This is a genomic window from Streptomyces sp. NPDC051738 (assembly GCF_044453205.1).
Lineage (GTDB): Bacteria > Actinomycetota > Actinomycetes > Streptomycetales > Streptomycetaceae > Streptomyces.
On sequence record NZ_JBITCM010000002.1, the window covers coordinates 455,066 to 472,127 of the forward strand.

The 17,062-nt window shown below is 68.8% G+C and carries 13 protein-coding genes, 1 tRNA gene and 1 pseudogene; 9 read left to right on the top strand and 6 right to left on the bottom strand.

The features are described 5' to 3' along the window. Positions 1-62: 62 nt before the first annotated feature. The 6 genes from ACIA8X_RS06610 (at position 63) to ACIA8X_RS06635 (ending at position 7,276) form a co-directional block, all read left to right on the top strand. Positions 63-1,109 carry an ABC transporter substrate-binding protein gene (locus tag ACIA8X_RS06610; protein WP_399457900.1) on the top strand — a complete coding sequence of 349 codons (1,047 nt, stop codon included), beginning with the start codon at positions 63-65 and terminating at the stop codon, positions 1,107-1,109. Between the two features lie 124 nt (positions 1,110-1,233). Continuing rightward, complete coding sequence (locus tag ACIA8X_RS06615; protein WP_393452010.1) at positions 1,234-2,076, top strand: siderophore-interacting protein; 843 nt, start codon at positions 1,234-1,236, stop codon at positions 2,074-2,076. A gap of 167 nt (positions 2,077-2,243) precedes the next feature. Next, positions 2,244-3,686 (top strand): lysine decarboxylase DesA, encoded by a 1,443-nt coding sequence (gene desA / locus ACIA8X_RS06620; RefSeq protein ID WP_399457901.1) that lies wholly within the window; start codon positions 2,244-2,246, stop codon positions 3,684-3,686. Then, on the top strand, positions 3,670-4,953 hold the full coding sequence (locus ACIA8X_RS06625; RefSeq protein WP_399457902.1) for a lysine N(6)-hydroxylase/L-ornithine N(5)-oxygenase family protein: 1,284 nt from the start codon (positions 3,670-3,672) through the stop codon (positions 4,951-4,953). Before desA ends, ACIA8X_RS06625 begins: the two co-directional genes overlap by 17 nt. After that, on the top strand, positions 4,950-5,507 hold the full coding sequence (locus ACIA8X_RS06630) for a GNAT family N-acetyltransferase (protein ID WP_393452019.1): 558 nt from the start codon (positions 4,950-4,952) through the stop codon (positions 5,505-5,507). The genes ACIA8X_RS06625 and ACIA8X_RS06630 overlap by 4 nt, the downstream gene beginning before the upstream one ends. After that, the gene (locus ACIA8X_RS06635; RefSeq protein ID WP_393452022.1) at positions 5,504-7,276 is read left to right on the top strand and encodes an IucA/IucC family protein; all 1,773 of its coding nucleotides are present in this window, start codon (positions 5,504-5,506) and stop codon (positions 7,274-7,276) included. Before ACIA8X_RS06630 ends, ACIA8X_RS06635 begins: the two co-directional genes overlap by 4 nt. 140 nt (positions 7,277-7,416) lie before the next feature. On the opposite strand, the gene ACIA8X_RS06640 is transcribed toward ACIA8X_RS06635, so the two are convergent. Then, positions 7,417-9,006, bottom strand: coding sequence for a beta-N-acetylhexosaminidase (locus ACIA8X_RS06640; protein WP_399457903.1), 1,590 nt, complete (start codon positions 9,004-9,006; stop codon positions 7,417-7,419). Positions 9,007-9,086: 80 nt separating this feature from the next. On the opposite strand from ACIA8X_RS06640, the gene ACIA8X_RS06645 reads away from it, so the two are divergent. Then, positions 9,087-9,971, top strand: coding sequence for a DUF4429 domain-containing protein (locus tag ACIA8X_RS06645; protein ID WP_399457904.1), 885 nt, complete (start codon positions 9,087-9,089; stop codon positions 9,969-9,971). Between the two features lie 3 nt (positions 9,972-9,974). Here ACIA8X_RS06645 and ACIA8X_RS06650 read toward each other — a convergent pair whose 3' ends face one another. Beyond that, entirely contained in the window at positions 9,975-11,537 is a 1,563-nt protein-coding gene (locus ACIA8X_RS06650) for a purple acid phosphatase family protein (protein ID WP_399457905.1), read from the bottom strand. A gap of 175 nt (positions 11,538-11,712) precedes the next feature. Here ACIA8X_RS06650 and ACIA8X_RS06655 point away from each other — a divergent pair, with 175 nt between their 5' ends. Both ACIA8X_RS06655 and glmS read left to right on the top strand, forming a co-directional pair. Further along, on the top strand, positions 11,713-11,970 hold the full coding sequence (locus ACIA8X_RS06655; RefSeq protein ID WP_093908262.1) for a hypothetical protein: 258 nt from the start codon (positions 11,713-11,715) through the stop codon (positions 11,968-11,970). Between the two features lie 14 nt (positions 11,971-11,984). Then, positions 11,985-13,802, top strand: coding sequence for a glutamine--fructose-6-phosphate transaminase (isomerizing) (gene glmS, locus ACIA8X_RS06660; RefSeq protein ID WP_393452035.1), 1,818 nt, complete (start codon positions 11,985-11,987; stop codon positions 13,800-13,802). A 119-nt stretch (positions 13,803-13,921) separates the two neighbouring features. On the opposite strand, the gene ACIA8X_RS06665 is transcribed toward glmS, so the two are convergent. The 4 genes and pseudogenes from ACIA8X_RS06665 to ACIA8X_RS06680 form a co-directional block, all read right to left on the bottom strand. Next, positions 13,922-13,994: transfer RNA gene (locus ACIA8X_RS06665), tRNA-His, on the bottom strand. Positions 13,995-14,101: 107 nt separating this feature from the next. Next, complete coding sequence (gene orn / locus ACIA8X_RS06670; protein ID WP_393452038.1) at positions 14,102-14,704, bottom strand: oligoribonuclease; 603 nt, start codon at positions 14,702-14,704, stop codon at positions 14,102-14,104. A gap of 99 nt (positions 14,705-14,803) precedes the next feature. Next, positions 14,804-16,048 (bottom strand): annotated as a pseudogene (locus tag ACIA8X_RS06675) (GlxA family transcriptional regulator). 377 nt (positions 16,049-16,425) lie between these two features. Further along, positions 16,426-16,761, bottom strand: coding sequence for a hypothetical protein (locus ACIA8X_RS06680; RefSeq protein WP_393452047.1), 336 nt, complete (start codon positions 16,759-16,761; stop codon positions 16,426-16,428). Positions 16,762-17,062: the final 301 nt, after the last annotated feature.

The window sequence follows — 17,062 nt, forward strand, 5'->3', positions numbered from 1 at the left end:
TAGGCTAACCTACCTTCGAATTGTCCGGCCGGTGATCCGCCCTGTTCGAAAGCAGCGTAACCATGCCCAACGCCAGAGCCACCCACCTCACCCGTCGCGGCATCCTCGCCGCGGGCGGCGCCCTCGGCCTCGGGGCCGTGCTCGCAGCCTGCGGGGACGACGACGCGAAAAGCGGTGGTTCGGACGAGGCGACGACGGCTGCCAAGTCCGGCCCCTGGACGTTCAAGGACGACCGCGGCACCACCGTGAAGCTCGACAAGGTCCCGACGAAGATCGTCGCCTTCGTCGGTGTCGCGGCCGCGCTGTACGACTACGGCATCGAGGTCAAGGGCGTCTTCGGCCCGACCAAGACGCAGGACGGCAAGGCCGACGTCCAGGCCGGCGACATGGACGTCAGCAAGTTGACGGTCTTCGGCAACGTCTGGGACCAGTTCAACGTCGAGAAGTACGCCGCGTTCGCCCCCGAGGTCCTCATCTCCACGACCTTCGACAGCGCCGGCACCCTCTGGTACGTCCCCGAGGCGTCCAAGGACAAGATCGCCAAGCTCGCCCCGAGCGCCGCGATCTCCGTCTACGACCGTCAGCTGACCCAGCCGCTGGAGCGGGTGTGGGAGCTGGCCGAGTCCCTCGGCGCGGACCTGAAGGCCGACAAGATCGCCCAGTCCAAGAAGGACTTCGAGGCCGCCGCCGAGCGTCTGCGCAAGGCCGCCAAGGCCCGCCCCGAGATCAAGGTGCTGGCCGGTTCCGCCAGCCAGGACATCTTCTACGTCTCCGGCACGAACCTCTCCATCGACCTTGAGTACTTCAAGGCCCTCGGCGTGAACTTCGTCGAGCCGCCGGAGAGCGCCAAGAAGGAGGGTGGCGGCTGGTTCGAGAGCCTGAGCTGGGAGAACGTCGACAAGTACCCGGCCGACATCATCATGATGGACGACCGCTCCTCGACGATTCAGCCCGCCGACATCACCGAGGCGACCTGGAAGAAGCTGCCTGCGGTGAAGGCGGGGCAGGTCATCGCGCGTTCGCCCGAGCCGATTCTGTCGTACGACAAGTGCACGCCGCTGCTGACCAGCCTTGCCGAGGCCATCGAGAAGGCCAAGAAGGTCGCGTAGGCGCTCTGCTGAGAGAGCCGGTTCAGCGCCGTAGGTCCACCGCACCGTGGTGAACTGCGCGTCCGCCGTGGCTGGTCGCGCAGTTCCCCGCGCCCCTTCGGGGCGCGTCACCTCAGGAGCACATATGACTACCGCCGTAGCCGCCCCGTTCCGTTTCTTCTCCCTTCAGGTCGTACGGACGAGGCGGCTCGGGCCGTCTCTTGTGCGGGTCTCCTTCGCCGGGGAGGATCTGAGGCACTTCTTCTCCGACGGGTGTGACCAGTCCCTGTCGCTGTTCCTGCCGCACCCCGGCCAGACCGAGCCGCAGGTCCCCCTGGAACTCGGTGACGGCTGGTGGCAGGGGTGGCGTGAACTGCCGGACGACGTACGGGCCGTGATGCGGTCGTACACCCTCCGGGCGCTGCGGCGGGACGCCTACGGGCACACCACCGAGATAGACATCGACTTCGTGCTGCACGGCATCGAGCCCGGCGCGGCCGCCCCCGCCGGCCCCGCCTCCCGCTGGGCCTCCCGAGCCGCCGCCGGTGCCCGCGTCCTACTGCTCGGTCCGGCCATCGCCGACAACCGGGCGATCCGGTTCCGGCCGCCCGAGGGCACCGACCTCGTGGTGATCTGGGGCGACGAGACCGCCGTGCCCGCCGTCTCCGCCATCCTCGAAGCCCTGCCCGCCGGCACCCGCGCCCGGGTGTGGCTGGAGGTGCACGATGCCGGGGACATCCAGGACCTGGTGACCGACGCCGACGCCGAGATCACCTGGCTGGTCCAGGAGGAGGCCATCGGCGCCGTCCGCGCCGCCCAACTCCCGCCCGCCGAGCACCCGTACGTCTGGATCGCGGGCGAGTCCGGCTCCGTGAAGGCGCTGCGCCGGCACTTCGTCCAGGAGCGCGGGGTGGATCGGCGCCGGGTCACCTTCGTGGGGTACTGGCGGCAGGGGGTCAGTGAGGAGCAACTGCGCGAGCAGGCGTAACTGCCCCTGAAAGCAAGGCGATCGGGTGGCTACTGCGACGTAAGTGATCGTAGTCACCCTTGATGCTGCCCTGATTCCAAGGAACTTAGGTTAGGCTCACCTAAGTTCCACGGCACCCCTTCATGCCACCCGCACTTCACGGCCCGTCCCCACCGGAGGACCTCCCCATGCGCTCGCACCTGCTCAATGACACGACCGCGGAGCAGTACCGCAGCTCCGTGACCGAAGGTATAGAGCGGGTGGCAGCCAAACTCGCCGCCACCGACCGTCCGTTCACCGGCGTCACGGTCGACGCCCTGGCCCCCGCCATCGACGCGATCGACCTCGACAAGCCGCTGCACGACACCGCCGCGGTCCTCGACGAGCTGGAGGACGTCTACCTCCGGGACGCGATCTACTTCCACCACCCCCGCTACCTCGCCCACCTCAACTGCCCGGTCGTCATCCCGGCCGTGGTCGGCGAGGCGATCCTCTCCGCGGTCAACTCCTCCCTGGACACCTGGGACCAGTCGGCCGGCGGCACGCTCATCGAGCGCAAGCTCATCGACTGGACGACCGACCGAATAGGCCTCGGCGAGAACGCCGACGGTGTGTTCACCTCCGGTGGCACCCAGTCCAACCTCCAGGCCCTGCTCCTCGCCAGGGAGGAGGCCAAGACCGACTCCCTCGCCAAACTGCGCATCTTCGCCTCCGAGGTCAGCCACTTCAGCGTGAAGAAGTCCGCGAAACTGCTGGGTCTCGGCCAGGACGCGGTGGTCTCCATCCCCGTCGACCACGACAAGCGCATGCAGACCGTCGCGCTCGCCCACGAGCTGGAGCGCTGCAAGAAGGCCGGCCTGGTCCCGATGGCCGTCGTCGCCACCGGCGGCACCACCGACTTCGGCTCCATCGACCCGCTGCCCGAGATCGCCGAGCTGTGCGAGCAGTTCAACACCTGGATGCACGTCGACGCCGCCTACGGCTGCGGCCTGCTCGCCTCCGTGAAGTACCGGGGCCGCATCGACGGCATCGAGCGCGCCGACTCGGTCACCGTCGACTACCACAAGTCCTTCTTCCAGCCGGTGAGTTCGTCCGCCGTGTTGGTCCGCGACGCCTCGACGCTGCGCCACGCCACCTACCACGCGGAGTACCTCAACCCGCGCCGTATGGTCACCGAGCGCATCCCCAACCAGGTCGACAAGTCCCTCCAGACCACCCGCCGCTTCGACGCCCTCAAGCTGTGGGTGACCCTGCGCGTGATGGGCGCCGACGGCATCGGGCAGCTCTTCGACGAGGTCTGCGACCTGGCGGTGGAGGGCTGGAAGCTGCTGGCCGCCGACCCGCGCTTCGACGTGGTCGTTCAGCCCTCGCTCTCCACCCTGGTCTTCCGCTACATCCCGGCGGCCGTCACCGACCCCGCCGAGATCGACCGCGCCAACCTGTACGCCCGCAAGGCCCTGTTCGCCTCCGGCGACGCGGTGGTCGCGGGCACCAAGGTGAGCGCCCGCCACTACCTGAAGTTCACCCTGCTCAACCCCGAGACGACGGCCGACGACATCGCCGCCGTCCTCGACCTGATCGCCGGCCACGCCGAGCAGTACCTGGGAGAGTCCCTTGACCGCGCGTCCTGAAAACCCGACCAAAACCCATGACTTCGTGGGGATCGGGCTCGGCCCGTTCAACCTCGGCCTCGCCTGCCTGACGGAGCCGATCGACGAGCTCGACGGCGTCTTCCTGGAGTCGAAGCCGGACTTCGAGTGGCACGCGGGCATGTTCCTGGACGGCGCCCACCTCCAGACCCCGTTCATGTCGGACCTGGTCACCCTGGCCGACCCGACCTCGCCGTACTCCTTCCTGAACTACCTGAAGGAGAAGGGCCGGCTGTACTCGTTCTACATCCGGGAGAACTTCTACCCGCTGCGGGTCGAGTACGACGACTACTGCCGCTGGGCCGCGAACCGGCTGAGCAGCGTCCGCTTCAGCACCACGGTGACGGAGGTGACGTACGACGACGGCGCCGAGCTGTACGTCGTGACGACGGCCGCCGGTGACACCTACCGCGCCCGCCACCTCGTCCTCGGCACCGGCACCCCGCCCTACATACCCGAGGCCTGCCAGGGCCTGGGCGGCGACTTCCTGCACAACTCCCGCTATCTGCAGCACAAGGCGGAGCTCCAGAAGAAGGAGTCGATCACGCTGGTCGGCTCCGGTCAGTCCGCTGCCGAGATCTACTACGACCTGCTCAGCGAGATCGACGTCCACGGCTACCGGCTGAACTGGGTCACCCGCTCCCCGCGCTTCTTCCCGCTGGAGTACACCAAGCTCACGCTGGAGATGACGTCGCCGGAGTACATCGACTACTTCCGCGAGCTGCCGGAGGCGACCCGCTACCGCCTCACCGCCGAGCAGAAGGGCCTGTTCAAGGGCATCGACGGCGATCTGATCAACGAGATCTTCGACCTGCTCTACCAGAAGAACCTCGGCGGCCCGGTCCCCACCCGACTGCTCACCAACTCCTCGCTGAACGGCGCCCGGTACGAGAACGGCACGTACACCCTGTCCCTGCGCCAGGAGGAGCAGCAGAAGGACTACGAGCTCGACTCCCAGGGCCTGGTCCTGGCCACCGGCTACAAGTACGCCGAGCCTGAGTTCCTCGCGCCCGTGAAAGACCGCCTGGTCTACGACTCGCAGGGCAACTTCGACGTCGCCCGCAACTACGCCGTCGACGTCACCGGCCGCGGTGTCTTCCTGCAGAACGCCGGCGTCCACACGCACAGCATCACCAGCCCCGACCTGGGCATGGGCCCGTACCGGAACGCGTACATCATCCGCGAGCTGCTCGGCACCGAGTACTACCCGGTCGAGAAGACGATCGCGTTCCAGGAGTTCGCCGTATGAGCACCACAGCCGGTACCGGCATCGGTACCTTCACCTTCCGCCCGCTCAATCCCCTGAAGGACGCCGAGCTGCTGCACGGCTGGGTCACCGATCCCAAGGCGGCCTTCTGGATGATGCAGGACGCCAGACTCCAGGACGTCGAGCGCGAGTACATGCGCATCGCGGCGCACGAGCACCACCACGCCGACCTCGGCCTGCACGACGGCGAACCGGCCTTCCTGATGGAGAAGTACGACCCCCGGTACGTCGAGCTGACCGGCCTGTACGACCCCGAGCCCGGCGACGTCGGCATGCACTTCCTGGTCGCCCCCACCGACCGGCCGATCAGCGGCTTCACCCGGGCCGTCATCACCGCGGTGATGACCGAGCTGTTCTCCGACCCGACCACCCGGCGCGTCGTAGTCGAGCCCGACGTGAGCAACAAGGCCGTGCACGCCCTGAACGAGGCCGTCGGCTTCGTGCCCGAGCGTGAGATCCAGAAGCCGGAGAAGAAGGCCCTGTTGAGCTTCTGCACGCGCGATCAGTTCTTGTCCGCCCGAGGAGTGGCCGTATGACCCTGTCCGACGCCGTAGCGCATCTGTCCCCCCACCGCTGGGCGCGGGCCAACCGCCTCCTGATCCGCAAGGCACTCGCCGAGTTCGCGCACGAGCGGCTCATCACGCCGGAGGCCACCGACGGCGGCGAGTACGTCGTCCGCAGCGACGACGGCCTGACCCGGTACACCTTCACGGCCGTGCGCCGCGCCCTGGACCACTGGCAGGTCGACGCCGACTCGATCACCCGTCACCGGGACGGCGCCGAACTCCCGCTCGCCGCCCTGGACTTCTTCATCGAGCTGCAGAAGTCCCTGGGCCTGAGCGACGAGGTCCTGCCGGTGTACCTGGAGGAGATCTCCTCCACCCTCTCCGGCACCTGCTACAAGCTCACCAAGCCGCAGATCCCGGTCGCCGAGCTGGCGAAGGCCGGCTTCCAGGCCATCGAGACCGGCATGACCGAGGGCCACCCCTGCTTCGTCGCGAACAACGGGCGGCTCGGCTTCGGCATCCACGAGTACCTGTCGTACGCCCCCGAGACCGGCAGCCCGGTCCGGCTGGTCTGGCTCGCGGCCCACCGCACGCGCGCCGCGTTCACGGCCGGTGTCGGCATCGACTACGAGTCCTTCGTACGGCAGGAGCTGGGCGAGGAGACCGTCGAGCGCTTCCACGGCGTCCTGCGAGAGCAGGACCTCGACCCCACCGACTACCTCTTCATCCCCGTCCACCCCTGGCAGTGGTGGAACAAGCTCACCATCACCTTCGCCGCCGAGGTCGCCCAGAAGCATCTGGTGTGCCTGGGCGAGGGCGACGACGAGTACCTGGCCCAGCAGTCCATCCGGACCTTCTTCAACCGGTCCAGCCCCGAGAAGCACTACGTGAAGACGGCCCTGTCCGTCCTCAACATGGGCTTCATGCGCGGCCTCTCGGCGGCGTACATGGAGGCGACCCCGGCCATCAACGACTGGCTGGCCCAGCTCATCGACAACGACCCGATCCTGAAGTCGACCGGCCTGTCGATCATCCGCGAGCGCGCCGCCGTCGGCTACCGGCACCTGGAGTACGAGAAGGCGACCGACCGCTACTCGCCGTACCGCAAGATGCTGGCGGCCCTGTGGCGCGAGAGCCCGGTCGCCTCCCTCCAGGAGGGCGAGTCGCTGGCCACGATGGCCTCCCTCGTCCACGTCGACCACGAGGGCGCGTCCTTCGCGGGCGCGCTGATCAAGCAGTCGGGCCTGACTCCGACGGAATGGCTGCGCCGCTACCTGAAGGCGTACTTCACCCCGCTGCTGCACAGCTTCTACGCCTACGACCTGGTCTACATGCCGCACGGCGAGAACGTGATCCTGGCCCTGAAGGACGGCGTGGTCCAGCGCGCCATCTACAAGGACATCGCCGAGGAGATCGCCGTCATGGACGTGGACGCGGTGCTGCCGCCCACGGTCGAGCGGCTGCGCGTGGAGGTCCCGGAGGAGAAGAAGCTCCTGTCCATCTTCACGGACGTCTTCGACTGCTTCTTCCGCTTCCTCGCCGCGAACCTCGCGGCCGAGGGGATCCTGGAGGAGGACGACTTCTGGCGCACGGTCGCCGAGGTCACCCGGGACTACCAGCACTCGGTGCCCGAACTCGCCGACAAGTTCAAGCAGTACGACATGTTCGCCCCCGAGTTCGCCCTGTCCTGCCTCAACCGCCTCCAGCTGCGCAACAACAAGCAGATGGTCGACCTCGCGGACCCGGCGGGCGCACTGCAGCTGGTCGGCAACCTGAAGAACCCCATCGCAGGGCTGTAGTACACGGCCCCACACAGACAGGCGGGCACCCCCGGAGTACGGTCCTCCGGGGGTGCCCGTCTACGTCCGGGGCGTGCGCGCCCCTGTCTTTTAGGGGCGCGGGGAACTGCGCGACCAGCCCCCACCGGCGGTCAGACGAATCACCAAGGAACCTGCGGCGATCGGTAGTAGCTAATCCCCAACGCCTCCCACCGCTCAGCCTGCGCAGCAAGCCGCTCCTTGTAACCCTCCCAGTCATGCGTGGAAGCCGGCGACCAGCCCAGCTCGGCCACGCCCGCCAGCCTCGGGAAGGCCATGTACTCGATGTCGGCCGACTTGGTGATCGTCTCCGTCCACAGCGGCGCCTCGACACCCCGGACCGCCGAAGAAGGCGCCCCCGGAAGGTAGTCGCCGGGATCCCAGTCGTACGACCGCTTCACTTCCACCAGCCCGGCCCAGTCCAGCCCCAGCGGAGTGTCGGCGGTGTACTTCATGTCGAGGTAGATCCGGTCGGCCGGAGACAGAATGATCCCGGTCCCGTTCCGCGCGGCGGCAGCGACCTGCGCCTTCTCCTCCGCACTGGTGCCGTCCAGCCCCCAGTACTGCGCAAGCGCACCCTTCGCCGGAGTCGCGCCGGTCAGCTGGTGCCAACCGACCACCGTCTTGCCGTACTTGGCGACGAGCGGCTGCACCCGGTCCATGAACGTCACATAGTCCTCGTGGCTGGTGGAGTGCGCCTCGTCCCCGCCGATGTGCAGATACTTCCCCGGCGTGAGCGCGGCCAGCTCCCGGATCACGTCGTCCACGAAGTCGTACGTGATGTCCTTGCCGACGCACAGCGAGCTGAAGCCGACCTCGGTGCCGGTGTAGAGCGGGGGCGCGACGCCGTCGCAGTTCAGCTCGGCGTAGGAGGCCAGCGCGGCGTTCGTGTGGCCGGGCATGTCGATCTCGGGGACGACCTCCAGGTAGCGGGAGGAGGCGTACCGGACGATCTCCTTGTAGTCGGCCTTGGTGTAGTGGCCGCCGGGGCCGCCGCCGACCTGCGTCGAGCCGCCGTAGGTCGCCAGACGCGGCCAGGAGTCGATGGCGATGCGCCAGCCCTGGTCGTCGCTGAGGTGCAGATGCAGCTTGTTGATCTTGTACAGGGCGAGCTGGTCGATATAGCGCTTGACCTGGTCGACGGTGAAGAAGTGCCGGGAGACGTCGAGCATCGCGCCGCGCCAGCCGTAGCGCGGGGTGTCCTTGATCGTGCCGCCCGAGACCAGCCAGGGGCCGGGCTGGACGGAGTCCTTCTCGACGGCCGCCGGGAGCAGCTGGCGCAGGGTCTGGACGCCGTGGAAGAGGCCTGCGGGCCGGGCGGCGGTGATGGTGACGCCCTTGCGGCCACTGTCGAGGCGGTAGCCCTCGGCGCCGTACGAGCCCTTGGCGAGGCGCAGTTGGATGCCGCCGGCGCCGTGGGCGGTGACGGGGAGGCGGTAGCCGGTGGAGGGGCGCAGGACGGTCGCGAGGTACTCGCCGACGCGACGGGTCTCACGGGAGTCGTCGACGCGGATGCGGGTGTCGCGGGTGATCCGGTAGGGGGATCCGCTCGGGGCGACCGACGCGGGCGCGGGGACCACGCGGTCGAGCGGGGTGGGCGTTGCCGCCTGCGCGGGAGCGGCCCCTGTCAAGGAGACGCCCGTCGCGAGCAGCAGCAGGGAACCGAGCAGGCGAAGTGTTCTGTGGTGGGGTCTGACACGGCCTTCTCTCACAAGCGTGTCCCTTTCATGAGCCGTCGAGCTCCAAGAGGTCTGGACCACTCTCTCGTGAGACTGGTGGAACAATCCACCCCATGGCGGAAATCCTCCAGAAGGACGGCACGTGGGTCTTCGACGGCGACGCACTGCGGCTGACTCCAGGACGGGACAAGAACGTCAGCCTGTTCCGCAAGACGCTGGGTGAACTGGTCGTCCCCTTGGGGGCGTTGGCGGGGGTCTCCTTCGAGCAGGGCAGGAAGGCCGGGCGGCTGCGGCTGCGCCTGCGCGACGGCGCCGACCCGCTGCTGCACGCCACGGGCGGCCGGCTGACCGAGCCCAACGACCCGTACCAGCTGATCGTGGAGTCCGACCGCTACGGCGTCGCCGAGTACTTCGTGGACGAGGTGCGCAGCGCCCTGCTGCTGGACCAGGTCCCCGCCGACCCGGTCGACGCGTATCTGGTGCCGGGCCCGTCCGTCCCCCTGTCGGTCTCCGCCGGGGACGGCACCGCGAGCTTCGACGGCGAGCACATCCGCCTGGAGTGGAACTGGAAGACGGAGGACGCCAAGGCCGCCGCCGGCAGCCGCTCCCTCACGCTCACCGACATCGTGGCGGTGGAGTGGCATCCGGCGGCGGGCCTGGAGAACGGCCACCTCCGCTTCACCGTCAGGAACGCGCCCACCAAGGCCCCGCCCAAGTACGACCCGAACTCGGTCGAGCTGTGGGGCTTCAAGAAGGACCCGCTGATGGCCCTGGTCGCGGCGGCGGTCCAGGCCAGGCTGCCGCACCCGGCCGGGCCGGGCGCCGCGGACGTACCGAACGCGCGACCGGAACTGCCTTCCCCTCCGGTCGCGCCCACCGAGGACGACCACGACGCCCTGCTGCGCCGCCTGCGCGAACTCGGCGAACTCCATCGCACGGGCGTGCTGACGGACGAGGAGTTCACACTGGCCAAGCAGGCGGTTCTCAAACGGATGTGAGGGCTACTTCGCCCGGCGCGCCACCGTGAAGTGGTCGATACGGTCACCGGTCTCGGCGATGCCCGACACGACCAGCTTGGCGTAGCGCCCGCGCGCCGCGGGCTCGACGTCCACGCGCAGGAACGAGTAGTTCAGGTAGCGCACGCGCGACCAGGCGACCGTCTCGTTCTGCTTTCCGTCCTTGAGGTTGACGAAGGAGGCCACGGAGTCCTGCTCGTTCTCGTGCCCCTCGTAGGAGTCCGGCGCGGTGAACGCGTAGAGGCTGCGGCCGGCCGCGCCCGCGGTGACGTAGACGACACCCTCGGTCTCGGGGTAGGCCGTGCCGCCGATCGGGAGCTTCTTGACGACCTCGTTGCCCTTGATCACGTCCGTGCGCTCGTACTGGTGATTGTGGCCGTTGATGACGAGGTCCACCTGGTACTTCTCGAACAGCGGCACCCACTCCTGGCGCACACCCCCCTCCGAGGCGTGCGCCGTGGAGGTGCAGTACGCGCAGTGGTGGAAGAACACGACCACGAAGTCGATGCCGTGGGCCGCCCGGAACTTCTTCAGCTGCGCCTCGAACCACTTGGTCTGCGTGCCGCCGGAGATGCCGAGGTTGGCGGGGATCTCGTACGACACGTCGTTCGGGTCGAGCGAGATGATCGCGGTGTTGCCGTGGACGAAGGAGTACACGCCCGGCAGGTTCTTCTTGTCCGGCCCGTTGTCGGGGAGCGCGAAGCGGGCCTCCTCGCCGCCGTAGCCGCCCGGCGAGTACCAGGCCTCCATGTCGTGGTTGCCGTACGACACCATCCACGGCACCGACTTGGCGACGGACTCGGTCTGGGCCAGGAACTGGTCCCACACCCGCGAGTCGAAGCCGGTGTCGGCGGACTTGCCCTGGCCGGCCGGGTCGGCGTAGGCGATGTCGCCGGCGTGCAGGTGGAACGCCGGGTTCTGGCCGAGGAGCAGGCTGTCGTTGGCCAGGCCGTGGTAGCTGACGCCCTGGTCGCCGAAGGCCGTGAAGGTGAACGGCGCCTTGTGCGCGGGGGCGGTGGTGAAGGTGCCGAGGGTGCCCAGGAGGTGCGGCTCGGCGGGGTCGAAGCCCTGGTGGCCGACACCGTAGTAGTACGTCCGGCCGGGCTTGAGGTGGGCCAGCTTGGCATGGACGTAGTACTGCGTGTGGTCGGCACTCGCCCCGACGCCGGCCGGCGTGTAGAGGGTGCGGACCTCGGCCTCGATCTTGCGGGAGAGGTCCCAGGGGTGGGCGCCGATCCGGACGAACGGCTTCTTGACGGTGACGGGGACCTGCCACGAGACGGTCATCTCGGTGCGTGCGTCGTTGCCGTAGGCGAGGTGGCGGCCGAAGGGGGCGACGAGGGCGCCGTCGACGGTCTCGGTGCGCGGCGCCGTCTGCGGGGGTACGGCGGCCTGTGCGGTGGCGCCCGGCACGAAGGCGCCACCCGTGACGGCGCCGAGCGTGACGGCGCCGCCTCTGATCATGTTGCGCCGGGAGAACTTGGCGCGCAGGTACTCGTGCTGCTCGGCCATGCTCATGCGCTCGGCGAGCTGCTCGGGTACTCCCATACGAGGAATGTCCATGGCGCCACAAGCTGGTCGGTGCAAACATCCGCCCGCGGAACAACCGCCCAACGAACACCCATGGCTGTTCCATAACTCCCCCAAAGGCCTCTGACACTCTCTTGCCCGAAATCGGGCAGGATTCTTGCGAAGCGGCCCCCAATACCCCAGGATCTACCGAGTGCACGACGACCTTGTTGATCACCTGACCCGCAGCACGCCCCTCCAGCGGGGCGAGGCGCTGCGGGTGATCCAGGACGTGCTCGCCTACTTCGACGAGACGACCGAGGAGTTCGTCCGTCGCCGCCATCGCGAGCTCCAGGCCCAGGGCCTGGTGAACGCGACGATCTTCGAACGGATCGAGGCGGACCTGAAATACCGGGCGGTGGCCCCACCGGAGCTCACGCTCCGCCAGCTGCGCCGGATCGTCTACGGCTAGGGATACCTATATATATGTGCGGAATCGTCGGATACATCGGGAAGCGTGACGTGGCGCCCCTCCTGCTGGAGGGCCTTCAGCGCCTGGAGTACCGCGGCTACGACTCGGCGGGCATCGCCGTCACCTCCCCGAAGGCGGCGGGCCTGAAGACGGTCAAGGCCAAGGGCCGGGTACGCGACCTGGAGGCCAAGGTCCCGGCCCGCTTCAAGGGCACGACCGGCATCGCCCACACCCGCTGGGCCACCCACGGCGCCCCTTCCGACCTGAACGCCCACCCGCACCTGGACGCCGAGGGCAAGGTCGCCGTCGTCCACAACGGCATCATCGACAACGCCACCGACCTGCGCCGCAAGCTGGAGGCGGACGGCGTCGAGTTCCTCTCCGAGACCGACACCGAGGTCCTCGTCCACCTCATCGCCCGCTCCCAGGCGGAGAAGCTGGAGGACAAGGTCCGCGAGACCCTGCGCCTCATCGAGGGCACGTACGGCATCGCCGTCCTGCACGCCGACTTCCCGGACCGCATCGTCGTCGCCCGCAACGGCTCCCCGGTCGTCCTCGGCATCGGCGAGAAGGAGATGTTCGTCGCCTCGGACATCGCGGCCCTGGTCGCCCACACCCGGCAGATAGTGACGCTGGACGACGGCGAGATGGCCACCCTGAAGGCCGACGACTTCCGCACGTACACGACGGAGGGCACGCGCACGACGGCGGAGCCCACGACGGTCGAGTGGGAAGCGGCGTCCTACGACATGGGCGGCCACGACACCTACATGCACAAGGAGATCCACGAGCAGGCCGACGCCGTGGACCGCGTCCTGCGCGGCCGCATCGACGACCGCTTCTCCACCGTGCACCTCGGCGGCCTCAACCTGGACGCCCGTGAGGCCCGCCAGATCCGCCGCGTGAAGATCCTCGGCTGCGGCACCTCGTACCACGCGGGCATGATCGGCGCCCAGATGATCGAGGAGCTGGCCCGCATCCCCGCGGACGCCGAGCCGGCGTCGGAGTTCCGCTACCGCAACGCCGTGGTGGACCCCGACACCCTGTACATCGCGGTCTCCCAGTCGGGCGAGACGTACGACGTCCTCGCGGCCGTCCAGGAGCTGAAGCGCAAGGGCGCGCGGGTGCTGGGCGTGGTGAACGTCGTCGGCTCGGCGATCGCGCGCGAGGCGGACGGCGGCATCTACGTCCACGCGGGCCCCGAGGTCTGTGTGGTCTCGACGAAGTGCTTCACGAACACGACGGTCGCCTTCGCCCTCCTGGCCCTCCACCTCGGCCGTACCCGCGACCTCTCGGTCCGCGACGGCAAGCGCATCATCGAGGGCCTGCGCAAGCTGCCCGCCCAGATCTCCGAGATCATGAAGCAGGAGGCGGAGATCGAGAAGCTGGCCCAGCAGTACGCCGAGGCCCGCTCGATGCTCTTCATCGGCCGTGTCCGCGGCTACCCGGTCGCCCGCGAGGCCTCCCTCAAGCTCAAGGAGGTCTCCTACATCCACGCCGAGGCCTACCCGGCCTCCGAGCTCAAGCACGGCCCGCTGGCCCTGATCGAGCCGGCCCTCCCCACGGTCGCGATCGTCCCCGACGACGACCTCCTGGAGAAGAACCGCGCCGCCATGGAGGAGATCAAGGCCCGCAGCGGCAAGATCCTCGCGGTGGCCCACCAGCACCAGGAGAAGGCCGACCAGACGATCGTGGTCCCGAAGAACGAGGACGAACTGGACCCGATCCTGATGGGCATCCCGCTGCAACTCCTCGCCTACCACACGGCATTGGCTCTCGGCCGCGACATCGACAAGCCGAGGAACCTCGCGAAGTCGGTGACGGTGGAGTAGTCCAGGCCGGCGGAATGAGCGGACCCCCACGTGATGCCCCTGATCACGTGGGGGTCCGCTCTGTTCCCGGGAAACACCTCAGCCGGTGACTTCGATGAAGTCACCGGCTGAAGGGTGAGGGTGAGTGACGGGACTCGAACCCGCGGCATCCTGGACCACAACCAGGTGCTCTACCAGCTGAGCTACACCCACCATGACCGGCTCTGGGTTTCCCCGACCGGCCGAGAAAAAGTGTACAGGGTCCGAAGGGGTGCTCGCGCACAGATTCCGCGGCGCCCCCTTGCACCCCCCTCGCACCCCTACTGAGCAGGCAGAACGTGCTTCGCGGCGATCGACTTCGCCGTGTCCGAGTCCGGGCCGGGCTGGGGCACGAAGACGGCCTCGCGGTAGTAGCGGAGTTCGGCGATGGATTCGCGGATGTCGGCGAGGGCGCGGTGGTTGCCGTTCTTCTCGGGGCTGTTGAAATACGCCCGCGGGTACCACCGGCGCGCCAGCTCCTTGATCGAGGAGACGTCGACGATGCGGTAGTGGAGGTAGTCCTCCAGTGTCGGCATGTCGCGCAGCAGGAAGCCGCGGTCGGTGCCGACGGAGTTGCCGCACAGCGGGGCCTTGCCGGGTTCTTTGACGTGTTCGCGTACGTACGCCAGGACCTGCGCCTCGGCGTCCGCCAGCGTCGTGCCACCGGCGAGTTCGTCGAGCAGGCCGGACGCGGTGTGCATCTGACGCACCACCTCCGGCATCGTCTCCAGCGCCGAGTCCGGCGGGCGGACGACGATGTCCACCCCCTCGCCGAGGACGTTCAGCTCGGAGTCGGTGACGAGGGCGGCAACCTCGATGAGCGCGTCGTCGGACAGCGAGAGGCCGGTCATCTCGCAGTCGATCCACACCATGCGATCGTTCATGCGACCACCCTAAAGCTGGCGTCGCCTTTTGGGATGCCCGGACCTCGTTCTCAGAACGCCGGACGGGCTGGGATGCCCGTCCGGCGTCACAAGGTCACGTCACGATCCGCTGCGCTGCCCCGGCAGACTCGCCCGGCTCGTCGCGTACGCCTCGCGGCCGTTCTCCCCCGGCACCGACAGCGACGCGGTCGCGCCGAGCGTGCTCGGTGCCGGTGTGCGGCGGGTCTGGAGCGGGACCGGGCCACTGTCCGGGTAGGGCGACGGCGGTGGGCCCGGCGGCGCGGGTGGGCCGACGCTGGGCTCCGGGTCCGTCGGCCTCTCGGCCTGCGGACGCCGCGCGCGGTACGCCGCCCGGTACGCCGCCGGCGACGAGCCGAGCTGGCGCCGGAAGTGCCCGCGCAGTGCCACCGGTGAGCGGAAGCCGCAGCGGCTCGCGACCTCGTCCACCGAGTAGTCCGACGTCTCCAGCAGGCGCTGGGCCTGGAGCACCCGCTGGGTGATCAGCCACTGCAGCGGGGCGCTGCCGGTCAGCGAGCGGAAGCGGCGGTCGAAGGTGCGACGGCTCATGTACGCGCGTGCCGCCAGCGTCTCGACGTCGAACGCCTCGTGGAGGTGCTCCAGCGCCCAGGCGACGACCTCGGCCAGCGGGTCGGCGCCGATCTCCTCTGGTAAAGACCTGTCGAGGTAGCGCTCCTGACCGCCGGCCCGGCGTGGCGGGACCACCAGGCGGCGGGCCAGAGCTCCGGCCGCCTCGTTGCCGTGGTCCGTCCGCACGATGTGGAGACAGAGATCGATTCCGGCCGCTGTGCCCGCCGACGTCAGGACGTCACCGTCGTCCACGAAGAGTTCTCGCGGATCCACGTGCACCGACGGGTAGCGCTTGGCCAGCGTCGGTGCGTACATCCAGTGCGTCGTCGCGGGGCGGCCGTCCAGCAGGCCCGCCGCGGCGAGGACGAAGGCGCCGGTGCACAGCCCGACTATGCGGGCACCTTCCTCGTGCGCCCGGCGCAGTGCGTCGAGCGCGTCCTCGGGCGGTGGCGAGGTGATCGAGCGTCAGGCCGGCACGACGACCGTGCCCGCCCGCGAGATCGCCTCCAGGCCATGTGGCGTGGAGAGTTCCAGGCCCCCTGTGGTCCGCAGCGGGCCTTCCTCACCGCCGCACACCAGAAGGCGGTAGCGCGGCACGCCGGCGTCCTGGCGGTCGATCCCGAACACCGACAGTGGTATGGAACTCTCGAAGATGGGGCCGCCGCTGAACAGCAGCACCGCGACGATCTCCTTGCGGCGTCGCCCGGACAGTTTCCGGGCCGCAGCTTCCGGCGCGGCAGTGGAGTCGTGGCTCATACTGCTAAGCCCCCCTCGGTGGTCGCGGCTCCTCGGTTGTGTCGCTCCTGCACGTTTCCCCTCGGTCCTGCACGAGTCCCCCGCCGTAGACAGTCAAGATCGAATCTACTGTGTCGCGTCGCGCCGCAGTGGCCGGTTCGGCACTCGGCACATTGTCGACTTGGCAACTTGGCGTGAAGCATTCGATCACGAAGCGTTGCACTCACGGGCCGTGCAGGGAAGTGCGCCTTGTCGCAGTGGCCAATCCACGTAGGGTGCGCAGGTCCCCTGAGGCCCTTTCCGTGCAGGTGGAACGGGGGTTGGGGGGTGTTCTGGGCGGGGGATGCTTGCACGCCAGAAGTTGGCTGAAAAGCAACGTCCCCGTGCGCGGAAACCGGTCAACCGACCGGTGTATTTCCCCCACTGTGACGTCCGCCTCTATGGGCCCCGGTTCCGGTCCTGTGGTGGCGTCCGCGACGCGAGGGCACCGGGCCGGCCCGTTCCTCGTCCTTCATACGGGCCGCGTCGTCCCGCAGGCGCGCCGCGCCGCGTTCCGATTCGCGCAGCAGCACGCGGCACACCGCCGTCACGGCCGCGAGACCGAGGGCCGTGCCGGTGGCGCCGGCCAGGGAGGTGCCGTACCAAAGGAGGACCACGGGGACCAGGACGCAGCAGAAGACCGCCCACCGGACCACGGTGGCGCTGTCCTCGAAGGTGGTGCGGGGTCCGGCCATGCGTGCGTGCTCCCTGGGCTCCCTGGGGGGTGGATCACGGTGATCAACGCCCGTTCGAGCGGTCGGTCACTGGTCCGGGCCATGCCGGGCAAGTGAATCCTGTGCAAACCGCCTGTACACCGCAGCAACCATTGCGTGACGGGCGTCCCCTCGTGCATGCTCCCTGGAACCCGCACCGACCGTGAGCGGGGATCTGGGCTAAGGAGGCGTGCCGCCGTACCCTTGGGGTATGGGGTTGGGAAGACCATTCCCGGACACAGCTCCGCCGCACCTCACCGCTGCATCCGTCAGCGAGCTCCGC

Excerpts from the sequence above, each read along its gene's own strand:
- ACIA8X_RS06630 (WP_393452019.1), top strand. The coding sequence starts at position 4,950 with ATGAGCACCACAGCCGGTACCGGCATCGGTACCTTCACCTTCCGCCCG.
- desA (WP_399457901.1), top strand. The coding sequence starts at position 2,244 with ATGCGCTCGCACCTGCTCAATGACACGACCGCGGAGCAGTACCGCAGC.
- glmS (WP_393452035.1), top strand. The coding sequence starts at position 11,985 with ATGTGCGGAATCGTCGGATACATCGGGAAGCGTGACGTGGCGCCCCTC.
- ACIA8X_RS06645 (WP_399457904.1), top strand. The coding sequence starts at position 9,087 with ATGGCGGAAATCCTCCAGAAGGACGGCACGTGGGTCTTCGACGGCGAC.
- ACIA8X_RS06610 (WP_399457900.1), top strand. The coding sequence starts at position 63 with ATGCCCAACGCCAGAGCCACCCACCTCACCCGTCGCGGCATCCTCGCC.
- orn (WP_393452038.1), bottom strand. The coding sequence starts at position 14,704 with ATGAACGATCGCATGGTGTGGATCGACTGCGAGATGACCGGCCTCTCG.
- ACIA8X_RS06615 (WP_393452010.1), top strand. The coding sequence starts at position 1,234 with ATGACTACCGCCGTAGCCGCCCCGTTCCGTTTCTTCTCCCTTCAGGTC.
- ACIA8X_RS06635 (WP_393452022.1), top strand. The coding sequence starts at position 5,504 with ATGACCCTGTCCGACGCCGTAGCGCATCTGTCCCCCCACCGCTGGGCG.
- ACIA8X_RS06680 (WP_393452047.1), bottom strand. The coding sequence starts at position 16,761 with ATGGCCGGACCCCGCACCACCTTCGAGGACAGCGCCACCGTGGTCCGG.
- ACIA8X_RS06650 (WP_399457905.1), bottom strand. The coding sequence starts at position 11,537 with ATGGGAGTACCCGAGCAGCTCGCCGAGCGCATGAGCATGGCCGAGCAG.